Here is a 14,444-nt window from a genome sequence, read left to right on the forward strand (position 1 = left end):
GCGGGCCTGCGGGCGGGCGGGGACGACACGGGCGCGGCGGCTCGGACGCCGGACGGCCCCGGGTCGGCTGCACTAGGCTCGGCCGCATGCAGGAGCAGCCGGAGTCGCCTTTCACGCCGGGCCTCACCGCCCGGGTCGAGCTGACCGTGACCGACGCCGACACCGCTCAGGCGGTGGGCTCCGGGGACGTGCCGGTGCTCGGCACCCCGCGTGTGCTGGCGCTGGCCGAGGCGGCGACGGTGGCCGCCACCGCGACCCGGATGCCGTCCGGGTCCACCACCGTCGGCGTACGGGTCGAGCTGGAGCACCGCGCGGCCACCCCGGTCGGGCGTACCGTGGCCGCCCACGCCGAGCTGGTCAAGGTCGACGGGAAGCGGCTCGTCTTCGAGGTGACAGTCACCGACGGGCCGACAGTGGCGGCGCAGGGCCGGGTCGAGCGGGCGCTGGTCGACCGGCAGCGCTTCGTCGAGCGGGCCGTCGGGCCGTCATGACCGCCGGCTTCACCGAGGTCGCCCCCGGGGTGCACGTGAGACGTGAGCCGCTGCTGGCGGTGAACGTGGTGCTCGTGGTCGGCGACGGCGCGGCGCTGCTGGTGGACACGCTCTCCACCGCCGGGCAGGCCCGGGAGCTGGCGGCGGCGGCGCGGGCGGTGACCCCGCATCCGTGGACGATCGTGAACACGCACCACCATTTCGACCACTGCTTCGGCAACGCCACGCTGGCCGGGCCGGGCACCGCGATCTACGCGCACGCCCAGGCCGCGGCGGCGCTGCGGGACCAGCCCGACGCGCTGCGCCGCGCCGCGTACGAGGAGATGCGCGCCGAGCAGCCGGCGCTGGCCGAGGAGCTGGCGCGTACCGAGCTGCGGGCGCCGACGCACGAGGTGGTCGAGGAGACCGTGCTCGACGTCGGGGGCCGCCGCGTGGTGCTGCGCCATCCCGGGCACGGGCACACCGACGCCGATCTGGTGGTGCACGTGCCCGATGCGGACGTGCTGGTCGCGGGCGACCTGGTGGAGCAGAGCGGGCCGCCGGCGTTCGAGGAGTCGTACCCCCTGAAGTGGCCGGACGCGGTGGCCGACCTGCTGCGGCTGACGACGCCCGCGACGGTGGTCGTGCCCGGTCACGGCGAGCCGGTCGGCGCGGACTTCGTCCGGGACCAGCACGCGCAGCTGGCGCGGCAGGCGTGGCTGATCCGCGCCGGGCACACCGGGAGCGCGCCGCCGGAGCGGGTGGCGGCCGAGTCGCCGTTCGGCGCCCGGCCGGGCCTGATCGCGGCCCGCCGCGGCTACGCGGAGCTGGACGGCACGGCCTGACCGGCGGCCGGTCTCAGCCGGCGTCGGCGAGGATCTCGCGGAGGCGGTTGCGGCACTCGGCGACGAACGCCGGGAAGGTATGCCAGTAGTAGGAGACACCGCTGGCCGCGACCCCGAGTGCCCAGGCGCGGGCGCGTGCCCAGGTCACGTCGTCCAGGTCGAGCGCCTGCCGGTAGGCGTGCCGGGCCTGCGGCGGCAGGTCCCAGATCGGCGCGTGTTCCGCGTCCGGGAACCCGACGGTCAGCCCGCCGAAGTCGATGACCGCGCACAGCCGGCCGTCGCGTGCCAGCAGGTTCGTGGGCTTGAGGTCGGTGTGCAGCCAGACGTGCGGGCCGGTGGGTTCGGGCAGGGTGAGGGCGTCGCGCCAGAGCCGGTGCAGGGTGTCGACGTCCGTCTCGTCGCCGATCCTGCGCCGGCAGTCGTCGAGCGCCGCGCTGACCCAGGTGTCACAGGGGCGCAGGCTGCCGCCGCGGTATCCGCTCAGCGCGTCCACGCGGGTCGCCCCGTGCAGGTCGGCCGCGTGCAGGTGACGCACGAACACCGCCAGGTCGGCGCCGAGGGCGGCCCAGTCCCGGACCGTGCCGCGTCCGACCTCGTCGCCGTGGATCCACCGCTGCACCGACCACGGCAGCGGGAAGGCGGCGGTCGGCGTCCCGGCGTGGAGCGGTTCCGGCACCGGGTACGGCAGGAGCGGCGCGAGCCGGGGCAGCCACAGCTGTTCCTTGCGCAGCGCGCCGGCTTTCTCCGCGGTCCGAGGCAGCCGGACGAGCAGGTCGTCGCCGAGCCGGTACATGGTGTTGTCGGTCCCGGCGCCGGCCGGGGTCAACGGCAACGCGGCCCACTCGGGGCGCTGGCCGGTCAGCAGTGCCCGGACGATCCCCTCGTCCACAGGTGTCTCGTCCTGGTGCAGCATCACCCGGCGATCATCCGGCCCCGGGCGGCGCGGCGGCCACCGGGTTTCCGGACGCGCGGGGGTCCCGCTCGGCGGGCTCCGGCCGGGTGTGTCCCCGCAGCGTGGTGAGCAGCGTGTCGAGGTGCGGGACGGCGGCCAGGATCGCGTCGCGCGCCGCCGGGTCGAGGTCGGCCAGCGCCTCGGTGAGCAGCGCGGTGCGGTGCCGTTGGTGGTCGGCCATCCGCCGGTGGGCGGCCTCGGTGACGCGCAGCCGGACCACGCGGCGGTCGGCGGGGTCGCGGTCGCGGGCCAGCAACCCGGCGTCGGTGAGGTCGCGGACCAGCGTGCTCACCGTGTTGGGGGCTGTGCCGAGGCGCTGGGCCACCTCCTTGCCGCTGATGCCCGGAGTGTCCCGTACGAGCAGGAGCAGTTCCACCTGAGCTTCGGGCAGCGGGTCCCGCCCGGCGCGCGCCGTGGACCGGCGGCGCACGAGCCGGTGCAGCTCCCCGAGGACCGCGCCGAACCGCGCGACCTGCTCGTTCGTCGCCACGGAGTCACCCGCCTCACATCGCAATAGTTCTGACTACAGAGGTAAGGTACCCGAGCACATCGGATCAGGGGGTACCCGCTCGTGAGTCAAGCCGCGCCGCCCGCCGCACGCCCGACCGGCGCCGGCGCCACCGCGTCCACCGGCGGCGCGAGCCTGCTGGTGCTGCTCGGCACGCTCACCGCCATCGGCCCGCTCTCGCTGGACATGTACCTGCCCGCGTTCCCGGCCATGACCCGCGACCTCGGCGCCGACCAGGCCGGCATCCAGCTCTCGCTGACCACCTGCCTGATCGGCCTGGCGTTCGGCCAGCTCGTCACCGGGCCGCTCAGCGACCGCTGGGGGCGCCGCCGTCCGGTGCTGGTGGGCGTGGTCGCGTACACCGTGCTGGCGCTGGCGTGCGCGGTGGCGCCGAACGCCCCGCTGCTGGCCGCCGTGCGGTTCGCCCAGGGCCTGGCCGGCGGCATGGGCGTGGTGGTCGCCCGCGCCGTGGTCCGCGACCTCTACTCGGGCCGGGACGCCGCGAAGTACTTCTCCCGGCTCACCCTGGTCTTCGGTGTCGCGCCGATCGCGGCGCCGGGCGTGGGCAGCCTGGTGCTCCGGTTCGGCTCCTGGCGGGCCGTCTTCCTGGTGCTGGCCGTCATCGGAGCGGTGCTGGCCGTCGCGGTCGCGCTGCGCCTGCCGGAGACGCTGCCGGCCGAGCGCCGCAGCACCGGCGGGCTGGGGGCCACCGCCCGGACCATGCGGTCGCTGCTCGCCGACCGGGTCTACCTCGGGTACGCGCTGACCCAGGGCTTCGCCTTCGCCGGGCTGTTCGCGTACATCTCGGGGTCGTCGTTCGTGTTCCAGGACGTCTTCGGCGTCTCCGCGGCGGTGTACAGCGTCATCTTCGGTGCCAACGCGCTCGCCCTGGTGGCCGTGGGGCAGCTGAACGCCCGGCTGCTCGACCGGTTCCCGCCACGCCGGCTGCTGGTCACCGCGCTGGCGGTCGGCCTGGTCGCCGCGGCTGGCGTGCTGACCGGCGCGCTGACCGCCGGCCTCGCGCTGACCGCAGTGGCGCTGTTCGGGTACGTCGGCGCGCTGGGCATGGTGACGCCGAACAGCACGGCGCTGGCGCTGGACGCGCACGCCCGCCACGCCGGCACGGCCGCCGCGCTGATGGGCGGCATCCAGTCGGTGGTCGGCGCGGTGGCCGCGCCCCTGGTCGGGCTCGGCGGCGAGGGCAGCGCGCTGCCGATGGCCACGGTCCTGGCCGGCGCCGCTGTCCTCACCCTGGTCACCGTCCTGACGATGACCCGCACGCGGGCGGGGTGAGTGCGGCGCGGGGTGAGTGCGGCTCGGGGTGAGTGCGTTAAGAAGGGGCCCCTTCTCTACCTGAGGCGTTAAGAAGGGGCCCTTCCTTTCACGCGAAGCGGGTGGTCACCTCGGCGCGGGTGGGCATGGCGGTGGCGCCGCCCGGTGACTCGCAGACCACCGCGGCCACCCGCAGCGCGAATGCCACCCGCTCCCGCCAGCCGATCGGATCGGCCGGCTCACCCGCGGTCAGCAGCTCGGCCACCAGCGCGCCCATCACCGAGTCCCCCGCGCCTGTCGCGTCCACCGCGTCGACCTTCGGGGCGGGCACGCGTACCACGTCGTCGGCGGCGGCGACCAGCGCGCCGTCCGCGCCGAGCGTGACCACGACCGTGCTCGCGCCCAGTTCCCGCAGGTACGCGGCCACGCCCTCGACCGGCTCGTGCGGGTAGAGCACCCGCGCGTCGGCGGAACTGAGCTTGACCAGGTGCGCCGCGGCGGCGAACTCGGCGACCACCGCGCGCAGCCCGTCCAGCGCGCCCGGGGCGGTGAGCAGGCTGGGACGGACGTTCGGGTCGAACACCCGCAGCCCGCCGGCGATCGACCAGGCGCGGCGGGCGGCGGCCAGCACCGGGGGGTCGAGCAGCACGATCGAGCCGCAGTAGAGCACGTCCGCGCCCTCGACCAGCGCCACGTCCAGGTCGTCCGGGCCGAGCAGCGCGTACGAGCGGGGCTCGCCGTAGAAGCGGAACTCCGGCTCGGGGCCGGCGAAGGTGGCCACCGCAAGGGTGGTCGGGGCCGGCACCGTCACCGCCCCGGTCACGTCCACACCGGCGCCGGTGAGGAAGGCGCGGATCCGCCCGGCCAGCGCGTCGTCGCCGAGCGACCCGACGAACCGCGCGTCCCCGCCGAGCCGGGCGATCGCCACCGCCACGTTGAGCGGCCCGCCGCCGATCGCCTGCCGGTAGACGGGCTCTCCGTCGTGCTCGGCGTCGAGCAGGTCCACGAGCGCCTCGCCGAGCACCACCGCGTACCCCATCCTGGCTCCCCTCGTCGTCCTCCCCCCGATCCTGGCGCATGCCGGGTGCCCCGCGCGCCGGGACCCTGGCATCGAGCAGCACCTATTGCGGGCCGCGCCCGGACGTGGTGGGATTGCGGTGCCGGGTGACGACGCGGGGGCTGCCGCGTCACCGGCCGCCGGGTCGATCCGACGCGAGGGCATCCACGGTCCGTTGGGCAACGGACCGCAGACGGTGCGCGCCCGTCGACGGCCCCGGCCGCACGCTGACCGGGCGCGGGCACCGCGATCGTCGCATCCGCTCGTCGCAGCGGGGCGGGCCGAACCGGGCCACGCTCCGCGAGTCAGGAGATCCCCGTGCACCGAACCCGATCCCGTACGGCCGCGTTGCTCACCGCGGCCGCCACCCTGACCCTGGGCGCGTTCGCCCTGGTCACCAACTCCGGACCGGCGGCCGCGCACGGCGCGGCCATGACGCCGGGCGCCCGCACCTACCTGTGCTGGAAGGACGGCCTCACCGGAACCGGTGAGATCCGGCCGAACAACCCCGCCTGCTCGTCGGCGGTGGCCGAGAGCGGGGCGAACTCGCTGTACAACTGGTTCAGCGTGCTGCGCTCCGACGCCGGCGGGCGCACCGTCGGGTTCATCCCCGACGGCAAGCTGTGCAGCGGCGGCAACCCCGGCTTCAGCGGGTACGACGCGGCGCGTAACGACTGGCCGCTCACGCACCTGACGGCCGGGCGGTCGATCGAGTTCCGGTACAGCAACTGGGCCCACCACCCGGGCACGTTCTACTTCTACGTGACCAAGGACAGCTGGAGCCCGAACCGGCCGCTGGCCTGGAGCGACCTGGAGGAGCAGCCGTTCCTGCAGGTCACCAACCCGCCGCAGCGCGGCGCTGTGGGCACCAACGACGGCCACTACTACTTCAGCGGCAACCTGCCGTCGAACAAGAGCGGCCGGCACATCATCTACTCGCGCTGGGTCCGCTCGGACAGCCAGGAGAACTTCTTCGGCTGCTCGGACGTGACGTTCGACGGCGGTAACGGCGAGGTGACCGGGATCGGCTCGGGCGGCAGCAACCCCCCGACGACCGCACCGCCGACCACCGCGCCGCCGACCACCGCGCCCCCGACGACCGCGCCGCCGACCTCGCCTCCGCCGGTGACGACCAGCCCGACCATGCCGTCCGGCTCCTGCATGGCGGTGTACAAGGTGGTCACCGCCTGGGGTGGCGGCTTCCAGGGCGAAGTGACGATCATGAACCACAGCACCCGGACGTACTCCGGGTGGACCGCGAACTGGACCTGGCCCAGCGGCCAGACCATCAACCAGGTGTGGAACGGCACGTTGAGCGGCAGCGGGGCGTCGGTGAGCGTCTCCAACGCCGCCTACAACGGCAGCGTCCCGCCGGAGGGCACCACGACGTTCGGCTTCACGGCGAACTTCTCCGGCACCAACTCCCTGCCGACCGTCACCTGCACCGGTCGCTGATCACGCACTGGGAAGGGCCCCCGGGGAACATCCCGGGGGCCCTTCCTCGTCACGCTCGGGTCAGCGGACCATGCTGCCGACGACCGGCTTGGTGAGCAGCGCCGACTGGTTGCGCTGGATGCCCGGGTCGAGCGTCTTGGCCACGAAGATGGCGTGCCAGATGCAGAAGATCAGCACGGTCCACACCTTGCGGGAGTGGTCGGCCTCCTCCCGCTTGTGCTCCTCCAGCAGGCGCATCGCGTACGACAGGTCGATCAGGTCGCCCGCGCCCGAGGTGGACAGCACGTGCCGCGCCCACTCGTACATCTCGCCGCGCAGCCAGACCCGGGTCGGGGTCGGGAAGCCCAGCTTCTTGCGGTTGACGATGGCCGGCGGCACGACGCCCTGCAGCGCCTGGCGCATCGCGTACTTGGTGGCCTCGGAGCGGGGCGGCAGCTTCAGGTCGACAGGGATGCCGGCGGCGACGTTGAACACCTCCCGGTCCAGGAACGGCACCCGCACCTCCAGCGAGTGCGCCATCGAGATCCGGTCGGCCTTGACCAGGATGTCGCCGCGCAGCCAGGTGTAGAGGTCGACGTACTGCATCTTGGTGACGTCGTCCAGCTCGGTGCACTCGGCGTAGATCGGCGCGGTCACGTCCGTGTAGCGCACCGAGGGGTCGTAGCGGCGCAGCAGGTGCTGCTTCTCCTCCTCGGTGAACATCCGGGCGTTGCCGTAGTAGCGCTCCTCGATCGGGGTGGTGCCGCGCTCCAGGAAGCTCTTGCCCTTGACCCCCTGCGGGATCGCCTTGGACACCGCGCGCAGGCCCTTCTGCACGCCGTCGGGCAGGCTGTTCACCGCGTTGAGCGACAGCGGCTCCCGGTAGATCGTGTAGCCGCCGAAGAACTCGTCCGCGCCCTCGCCGGAGAGCACCACTGTGACGTGCTCGGCGGCCTTCTTCGCCACGAAGTAGAGCGGCACCAGCGCCGGGTCGGCGACCGGGTCGTCCAGGTGCCAGACGATCTTCGGCAGCGCGTCGATCATGTCCTGCGGCCCGATCTTGGTCGGGATGGTGGTCACGTCGAGGTGCCGGGCCGAGTCCTGGGCCACGTCGATCTCGGAGTAGCCGGGCACGTCGTAGCCGACGGTGAAGGTGAGGATGTTCGGGTTGAACTCGCGGGCCAGCGCCACCACCGCGGTGGAGTCGATGCCGCTGGACAGGAACGAGCCGACCGGCACGTCCGAGCGCATGTGCATCCGGACGCTCTCCCGCAGCGTCTCCCGGATGTCGTGGTAGAGCCGCTGCTCGTCGGAGACCGGGGCCGGGCGGAACACCGGCCGGTACCAGCGGCGCACCTCGATCCGGCCGCCCGGGGTCCAGGTCAGGTACTCCCCCGACCCGATCCGGCTGATCCCCTTGTGCAGCGTGCCCGGCTCCGGCACGTACTGCAGCGTCAGGTAGTGGCTCAGGTTCGCGGTGTCGATGCCCGCGTCGCCCTGGTACGCCGAGTGCGCGAACGGCAGCAGCGCCTTCTTCTCCGAGGCGAGATAGAGGCCGTCCTGGGTCTCCAGGTAGTGCAGCGGCTTGATACCGAAGTAGTCGCGCGCGCCGAAGGCCCGCCGCTCCTGCCGGTCCCAGATGACGAACGCGAACATGCCGCGCAGCTTGGTGAGCACCTGCTCACCCCAGTAGTGGTAGCCGGCGACGATCACCTCGCCGTCGCCGTTGGTGGCGAACTGGGCGCCGTAGTCGCGGATCAGCTCCTCACGCAGCTCGATGTAGTTGTAGATCTCGCCGTTGAAGGTGAGCAGGTAACGCCCGCCCGCGTACGGCAGGGGCTCGTGGCTCAGCGCCACGTCGATGATCGCCAGGCGCTTGTGCGCGAACACGCCGTCCGCGTACCGGCCGGAGGCGTCGCCGACCACCTCGACCCCGGTCTCGTCCGGGCCACGGTGGTGCAGGCACTCCAGTGCGCCGGCGATGTTGTCGCGGTGGGCGGCGGCGTCGCCGCGCGCGCTGAAGAAGGCCAGGAGTCCGCACATGGCCGCCATCTTTCCACGCGCCGGAAGCCACCGTCGCGGCACCGCAGGCACCTCCCGCTGTCGTGCGCGCGGTACCGTCTGGACCAGCGACGAGGCTCAGGGAGGGACGGATCATGGCCGAGGAGCGGACGCGGCAGGGCAAACCGGCGGACGGTACGGAGTCGCACGACCCGGACTTCCCGGAGGCGTTCCTGTCGTTCATGCGCCAGGGCTGGCGGGACACCGAACTGCCGGTCGCGCCGCGCCCGGAGGCGCCCAACCACGCCAAGCGGCGGGCCGCGCTGGCCGAGGCCTTCCCGGGCGAGACGCTGGTCATCCCCACGGGCAACGAGAAGGTACGCGCCAACGACACCGACCACCGGTTCCGTCCGGGCAGCGACTTCGCGTACCTGACCGGCGACCTGGAGCCGGACAGCGTCCTCGTGCTGCGCCCGGGCGGCGAGTCCACGCTGTTCATGCGGCCCCGGTCGTCCCGGGCGACCGACGAGTTCTTCCGCAGCCGCCACGGTGAGCTGTGGGTGGGCCGCCGGCCGACGCTGCGGGAGAAGTCGACCGAGCTGGGCCTGCCGACGGCCGACCTGAGCGAGCTGGACGCGGCGCTGGCCGAGCTGGCGCCGGGGCGTACCCGGGTGCTGCGCGGCTTCGACGCCCGGGTGGACGCCGCGGTGCGTCAGTACGACGGCGCGCGCGCCGACGGTCAGCCCGGCCGCGACCGGGAGTTGGCCATCGCGGTCGCCGAGCTGAAGCTGGTCAAGGACGAGTGGGAGATCGCGCAGCTCCAGGAGGCGTGTGACGCCACCGTGCGCGGCTTCGAGGACGTGGCGCGGGCGCTGCCGGCCGACCGTGGCGTCTCCGAGCGGCTGTTGGAGGGCGTCTTCGCGCTGCGTGCCCGCCACGACGGCAACGACGTCGGGTACGGCTCGATCGTCGGGGCCGGCGAGCACGCGACGATCCTGCACTGGGTGCACAACCACGGCGCCACCCGCCCGGGTGACCTGCTGCTGATGGACATGGGCGTGGAGAACCGCAACCTCTACACCGCCGACGTCACCCGGGTGCTGCCGGTCGACGGCCGGTTCACGCCGTTGCAGCGCCAGGTCTACGACGCCGTGTACGCCGCCCAGCAGGCGGGCATCGAGATGTGCCGGCCGGGCGTGGCGTTCCGGGACGTGCACCTGGCCTCGATGCGGGTGCTGGCGGAGGCGCTGAAGGATCTCGGGCTGCTGCCGGTGAGCGTGGACGAGGCGATGGACCCGGCCTCGACGGTCTACCGGCGGTGGACGCTGCACGGCACCAGCCACATGCTCGGCATCGACGTGCACGACTGCGCCAACGCGCGCAAGGAGAACTACCGGGAGGGGCCGCTCGGCGAGGGGTACGTGCTCACCGTCGAGCCGGGGCTCTACTTCCAGCCGGAGGACGAGCTGGTCCCCGAGGAGCTGCGGGGCGTCGGCGTCCGGATCGAGGACGACATCCTGGTCACCGCGGACGGCCCGGTGAACCTCTCGGCCGGGCTGCCGCGCCGCTCGGACGAGGTGGAGACCTGGCTGGCCGAGCAGCGTGAGGCGGGTCCCCGCCTGCCCGGCTGATCCTCCGGGCCGCGACGTCCGGCGGGCCCCACCACCGCGCCTTGACGGCAGGTGGTGGGGCCCGCCGCCGTCTGGGCCGTTGCTGTCCCGCTCAGGTGGTTGGTCACCGACCGCCGTTCGTGGGAGGAATGCGGGCTTTTTTCGGATACGTCTTCCTCGCGAGGAACCTTCTCATACGGTGTCGATCAGAGGCTACAACCGGTTTGTAGCTGGTCGCCCGGCCTGGGGGCGGTGCGACCCGTTTGGGAAGAACCGAAAGGGCTCTCATGTCGAACGACGTAACGACACCCGACGGCGGGACGCCGATGGCGCCTCCTCCGCGGACGAGCAAGCGGCGGGCGCTCTGGGTCGCCACCGGCGTGGCCGGGCTGACCGGCGTCGTCGGGCTGGCGGCGCTGGGTGGTCTCGCCGCCCGCGACGACAAGTCCGGCACCGAGCCGGTGGCGGACAACCACGCCGCCGCTCCCCAGAACGCCGGCAACGACTCCGACAGCGGCAAGCACGACGAGGGGTACGGCAAGGACGGTGGCGAGGAAGGCCGCGACCGTGGCGAGTGGGGCCCGGACAAGGGCGACTGGGGCAAGGACGGCAAGGACGACCACGGCAAGACCCGCGAGGTCGCCTGCGACGACGACGCCCTGATCGACGCCCTCGAACTGGCCAACCGCGACCACGGCGGCACCCTGAAGCTCGCCGAGAACTGCACCTACGAACTCGGCGTCAAGGACCGCAAGTTCGGCTCCGCCCTGCCCGAGATCAAGCAGGACGTCACCATCAAGGGCAACGGCTCCACCATCAAGCGCGACGCCGAAGACACCTTCCGCATCTTCCGCGTCGTCGACGGCGGCGACCTCACCCTCAAGGACCTCACCGTCAAGGGCGGCAACGCCAACGAGTTCAAGTACCCCGGGCCGTCGGTACCGAAGGCGGCCGGGCCGGACGGCAAGGACGACGACAAGCGGGTCGAGGGCGACGGCGGCGCGCTGCTGGTCGAGCGCGGCGGAAGCGCGCACCTGCACAACGTCAAGCTGACCGACAACAGCGCCGAGGGCGACGGCGGCGCCGTGGCCAACTACGGCCGCACCTGGCTCAAGGACAGCAAGGTCGTCGACAACCACGCCCAGGGCGACGGCGGCGGCATCTTCAACGAGGGCATCCTCAAGGTCGAGGAAACCCACGTCGACGACAACACCGCAGCCGGCAACGGCGGCGGCATCGCCAACGGCAGCGGTGAGCACCACGACGGTCCGGTCGACCTGACCTCGGCGATGAAGGCCGACAAGGGTGAGCACGGCAAGCACCACGCGGGCACTGTCGAGATCATCGGTGCGCACGAGGGCAAGGACGCCTCGCTGAGCACGCTGAGCCGCAACCGGGCGGGTCACAACGGTGGCGGTCTGTTCAGCAGCGGCGGCTGGGTCACCGTCTCGTTCACCGCCATCGGCGGCAACGTCGCCTGCGACAACGGTGGCGGCGTGTACGCCGAGAGCACGGACCTGCTCCTGGAGAAGGTCCACGTGGCGGGGAACCACGCCGACGGCAACGGCGGCGGCGTGGTGACGACCGGCGGGCGGGACTGGGCCGGCAACGGCGCCGAGAAGGACGGCCACGAGGGCAGCGCCACGATCGCCGACAGCGCCATCGCGGACAACACCGCCGGCCGGTTCGGCGGCGGCATCTTCAACGGTGAGTGGCTCATCAAGATCGAGGACGGCTTCCTCGCCCGCGAGCACGACAAGGACGACAACGCCACCCTCACCATCCGCGACACCGAGATCAAGGCCAACACCGCCCTCAACGGCGGCGGCATCTTCAACAACAAGGCCAAGATCACCCTCACCAAGACCCACGTCACCAAGAACACCGCCACCGACTCCAGCAAGCTCCACCGGGTCGCCGGCGGCGTCCTCAACAACGAAGGACGCGTCAAGCTCGACGACAAGTCCCTCATCAGCAACAACGACCCCACCAACTGCGCCAACACCGTCGAGGACTGCTTCAACTGATCCGTTCCACCACATAACCGGGGAGCCCTCCTCGCGCCGCGGACGGCGCGCGGAGGGCTCCCACCCCGGAGCAACTGTGACGCGCGCCCCGACTGGCCGCGGTGTCCCCCGCCGGGGCGTCCGGGCCGCACTGCGCCTGCCCATCCCACCCGCACCCTTATGCGGGTTTTTTTCGTGTATGGCCACGAGGCGAAGAAGGTTCTCATACGGTCGTTCTCAGCAGCTACAACCGATTTGTAGCGAAGGCCGCCTCGCCAGGGCGAAGCGACCTTGTCAGGTACAAGGAGAGGGCAGAGAGCTCCGATGTCCAACTACCTTCGCAATAACAATGGCGCCACCAGCAAGACCATCTCCCCGCTCCGGCGTCGCCGGATGTGGCTCGCCACCGGCGTCGTGGGCCTGACCGGAGCGGTCAGCCTCGCCGGCGTGGCCTATGCGACCACCGGGGCCACCGGCCCGCACCGGCTCGCCGACGTCAAGTGGTCGACCACGCAGCAGCTCAGCGACGGCGACCACGGCGACAAGGGCGCCGAGGACAAGTACGGCCACGACGGCTACGACAAGGACGGGCACGGCAAGGACGGCAAGGACCGTGGCGAGGAAGGCCGCGACCGTGGCGAGTGGGGCCCGGACAAGGGCGACTGGGGCAAGGACGGCAAGGACGACCACGGCAAGACCCGCGAGGTCGCCTGCGACGACGACGCCCTGATCGACGCCCTCGAACTGGCCAACCGCGACCACGGCGGCACCCTGAAGCTCGCCGAGAACTGCACCTACGAACTCGGCGTCAAGGACCGCAAGTTCGGCTCCGCCCTGCCCGAGATCAAGCAGGACGTCACCATCAAGGGCAACGGCTCCACCATCAAGCGCGACGCCGAAGACACCTTCCGCATCTTCCGCGTCGTCGACGGCGGCGACCTCACCCTCAAGGACCTCACCGTCAAGGGCGGCAACGCCAACGAGTTCAAGTACCCCGGCGGCGGTGGCCCCGCTCCGGCGCCCGGCAACGGCCAGTCGCCCGCTCCGGGCAACGGCACCGGCCAGCCGCCGGCCGCCGCCCCGGCTGTCGCGGCTCCGGCCGCGGCCACCACCGCCACCACGGCGGCGGCGGTCACGCCGGTCGCCGACGGCATGAACGACAGCAAGGACGACGACAAGCGGGTCGAGGGCGACGGCGGCGCGCTCCTGGTCGAGCGTGGCGGCAGCGCGCACCTGGTCAACGTGAAGCTGACCGACAACAACGCCGAGGGCGACGGCGGCGCCATCGCCAACTACGGCCGCACCTGGCTCAAGGACAGCAAGGTCGTCAGCAACCACGCCCAGGGCGACGGCGGCGGCATCTTCAACGAGGGCATCCTCAAGGTCGAGGAAACCCACGTCGACGACAACACCGCAGCCGGCAACGGCGGCGGCATCGCCAACGGCGGCGGCTTCTCCGGCGAGCACGGCCCGGCGGCCGCCGCGGCGCCCAAGGGCTCCGAGGCGCCGAAGGGCTACGACAAGAAGGAGAAGCACCACGAGGCCGGGATCGTCGAAATCTTCGGTTCCGACCACGGCAAGGACGGCGTCAAGTCCAGCCTGTCGGACAACCGCGCCGGCAAGAACGGCGGCGGTCTGTTCAGCAGCGGCGGCACCGTCACGGTCTCCTTCACCGCGATCACGGGCAACACCGCCTGCGAGAACGGTGGCGGCGTCTACGCCGAGAACACGGACCTGCTCCTGGAGAAGGTCCACGTGGCCAAGAACCACGCCGACGGCAACGGCGGCGGCGTGGTGGTCACCGGCGGCAAGCACTGGGGCTACCCGAACAACAAGGAGCACGCCAGCGCCACGATCGCCGACAGCAAGATCGTCGACAACACCGCCGGCCGGTTCGGCGGCGGCATCTTCAACGGTGAGTGGCTCATCAAGATCGAGGACGGCTTCCTCGCCCGCGAGCACGACAAGGACGACAACGCCACCCTCACCATCCGCGACACCGAGATCAAGGCCAACACCGCCCTCAACGGCGGCGGCATCTTCAACAACAAGGCCAAGATCACCCTCACCAAGACCCACGTCACCAAGAACACCGCCACCGACTCCAGCAAGCTCCACCGGGTCGCCGGCGGCGTCCTCAACAACGAAGGACGCGTCAAGCTCGACGACAAGTCCCTCATCAGCAACAACGACCCCACCAACTGCGCCAACACCGTCGAGGACTGCTTCAACTGACCTGACGGTCCGGGGTACGCGACCGGCCCCCTGCCACGCGAAGTGGCAGGGGGC

The 14,444-nt window shown here is 72.2% G+C and carries 11 protein-coding genes; 7 read left to right on the plus strand and 4 right to left on the minus strand.

Annotated features, from left to right (window positions below; translation table 11 throughout):
* The first annotated feature begins 86 nt into the window (after positions 1–86).
* Both AMK25_RS27875 and AMK25_RS27880 read left to right on the plus strand, forming a co-directional pair.
* The gene (locus AMK25_RS27875; protein WP_073831352.1) at positions 87–491 is read left to right on the plus strand and encodes a thioesterase family protein; all 405 of its coding nucleotides are present in this window, start codon (positions 87–89) and stop codon (positions 489–491) included.
* Positions 488–1,315 carry an MBL fold metallo-hydrolase gene (locus tag AMK25_RS27880; protein WP_073831353.1) on the plus strand — a complete coding sequence of 276 codons (828 nt, stop codon included), beginning with the start codon at positions 488–490 and terminating at the stop codon, positions 1,313–1,315. Before AMK25_RS27875 ends, AMK25_RS27880 begins: the two co-directional genes overlap by 4 nt.
* A gap of 13 nt (positions 1,316–1,328) precedes the next feature.
* On the opposite strand, the gene AMK25_RS27885 is transcribed toward AMK25_RS27880, so the two are convergent.
* Both AMK25_RS27885 and AMK25_RS27890 read right to left on the minus strand, forming a co-directional pair.
* Positions 1,329–2,228, minus strand: a complete 900-nt coding sequence (locus AMK25_RS27885) for an aminoglycoside phosphotransferase family protein (protein ID WP_198937693.1) — start codon at positions 2,226–2,228, stop codon at positions 1,329–1,331.
* A 10-nt stretch (positions 2,229–2,238) separates the two neighbouring features.
* A complete protein-coding gene (locus tag AMK25_RS27890) occupies positions 2,239–2,757 on the minus strand; it encodes a MarR family winged helix-turn-helix transcriptional regulator (protein WP_073831355.1) in 519 nt (172 codons plus the stop codon).
* 81 nt (positions 2,758–2,838) lie between these two features.
* Between AMK25_RS27890 and AMK25_RS27895 the strand changes: the two genes are divergently transcribed.
* A complete protein-coding gene (locus tag AMK25_RS27895; protein ID WP_073831356.1) occupies positions 2,839–4,068 on the plus strand; it encodes a multidrug effflux MFS transporter in 1,230 nt (409 codons plus the stop codon).
* An 88-nt stretch (positions 4,069–4,156) separates the two neighbouring features.
* Here AMK25_RS27895 and AMK25_RS27900 read toward each other — a convergent pair whose 3' ends face one another.
* Positions 4,157–5,086 carry a carbohydrate kinase family protein gene (locus AMK25_RS27900; protein ID WP_073831357.1) on the minus strand — a complete coding sequence of 310 codons (930 nt, stop codon included), beginning with the start codon at positions 5,084–5,086 and terminating at the stop codon, positions 4,157–4,159.
* 336 nt (positions 5,087–5,422) lie between these two features.
* On the opposite strand from AMK25_RS27900, the gene AMK25_RS27905 reads away from it, so the two are divergent.
* The gene (locus AMK25_RS27905) at positions 5,423–6,559 is read left to right on the plus strand and encodes a lytic polysaccharide monooxygenase auxiliary activity family 9 protein (protein ID WP_073831358.1); all 1,137 of its coding nucleotides are present in this window, start codon (positions 5,423–5,425) and stop codon (positions 6,557–6,559) included.
* A gap of 60 nt (positions 6,560–6,619) precedes the next feature.
* On the opposite strand, the gene asnB is transcribed toward AMK25_RS27905, so the two are convergent.
* On the minus strand, positions 6,620–8,581 hold the full coding sequence (gene asnB, locus AMK25_RS27910) for an asparagine synthase (glutamine-hydrolyzing) (RefSeq protein ID WP_073831440.1): 1,962 nt from the start codon (positions 8,579–8,581) through the stop codon (positions 6,620–6,622).
* 113 nt (positions 8,582–8,694) lie between these two features.
* Between asnB and AMK25_RS27915 the strand changes: the two genes are divergently transcribed.
* The 3 genes from AMK25_RS27915 to AMK25_RS27925 all read left to right on the plus strand — a co-directional run bounded on the left by AMK25_RS27915 (position 8,695) and on the right by AMK25_RS27925 (position 14,390).
* Positions 8,695–10,170 carry an aminopeptidase P family protein gene (locus tag AMK25_RS27915; protein WP_073831359.1) on the plus strand — a complete coding sequence of 492 codons (1,476 nt, stop codon included), beginning with the start codon at positions 8,695–8,697 and terminating at the stop codon, positions 10,168–10,170.
* 266 nt (positions 10,171–10,436) lie between these two features.
* A complete protein-coding gene (locus AMK25_RS27920) occupies positions 10,437–12,176 on the plus strand; it encodes a hypothetical protein (protein ID WP_073831360.1) in 1,740 nt (579 codons plus the stop codon).
* Between the two features lie 303 nt (positions 12,177–12,479).
* Entirely contained in the window at positions 12,480–14,390 is a 1,911-nt protein-coding gene (locus AMK25_RS27925) for a hypothetical protein (RefSeq protein ID WP_073831361.1), read from the plus strand.
* Positions 14,391–14,444 lie beyond the last annotated feature (54 nt).

It is taken from the genome of Micromonospora sp. TSRI0369 (genome assembly GCF_001905625.1).
Taxonomy (GTDB): Bacteria; Actinomycetota; Actinomycetes; order Mycobacteriales; family Micromonosporaceae; genus Micromonospora; species Micromonospora echinospora_A.

Bases quoted from the DNA above. Each gene is read 5' to 3' on its own strand.
- AMK25_RS27920 (WP_073831360.1), top strand. From the start codon at position 10,437: ATGTCGAACGACGTAACGACACCCGACGGCGGGACGCCGATGGCGCCT.
- AMK25_RS27925 (WP_073831361.1), top strand. From the start codon at position 12,480: ATGTCCAACTACCTTCGCAATAACAATGGCGCCACCAGCAAGACCATC.
- AMK25_RS27875 (WP_073831352.1), top strand. From the start codon at position 87: ATGCAGGAGCAGCCGGAGTCGCCTTTCACGCCGGGCCTCACCGCCCGG.
- AMK25_RS27880 (WP_073831353.1), top strand. From the start codon at position 488: ATGACCGCCGGCTTCACCGAGGTCGCCCCCGGGGTGCACGTGAGACGT.
- AMK25_RS27915 (WP_073831359.1), top strand. From the start codon at position 8,695: ATGGCCGAGGAGCGGACGCGGCAGGGCAAACCGGCGGACGGTACGGAG.
- AMK25_RS27885 (WP_198937693.1), bottom strand. From the start codon at position 2,228: ATGCTGCACCAGGACGAGACACCTGTGGACGAGGGGATCGTCCGGGCA.
- asnB (WP_073831440.1), bottom strand. From the start codon at position 8,581: ATGTGCGGACTCCTGGCCTTCTTCAGCGCGCGCGGCGACGCCGCCGCC.
- AMK25_RS27900 (WP_073831357.1), bottom strand. From the start codon at position 5,086: ATGGGGTACGCGGTGGTGCTCGGCGAGGCGCTCGTGGACCTGCTCGAC.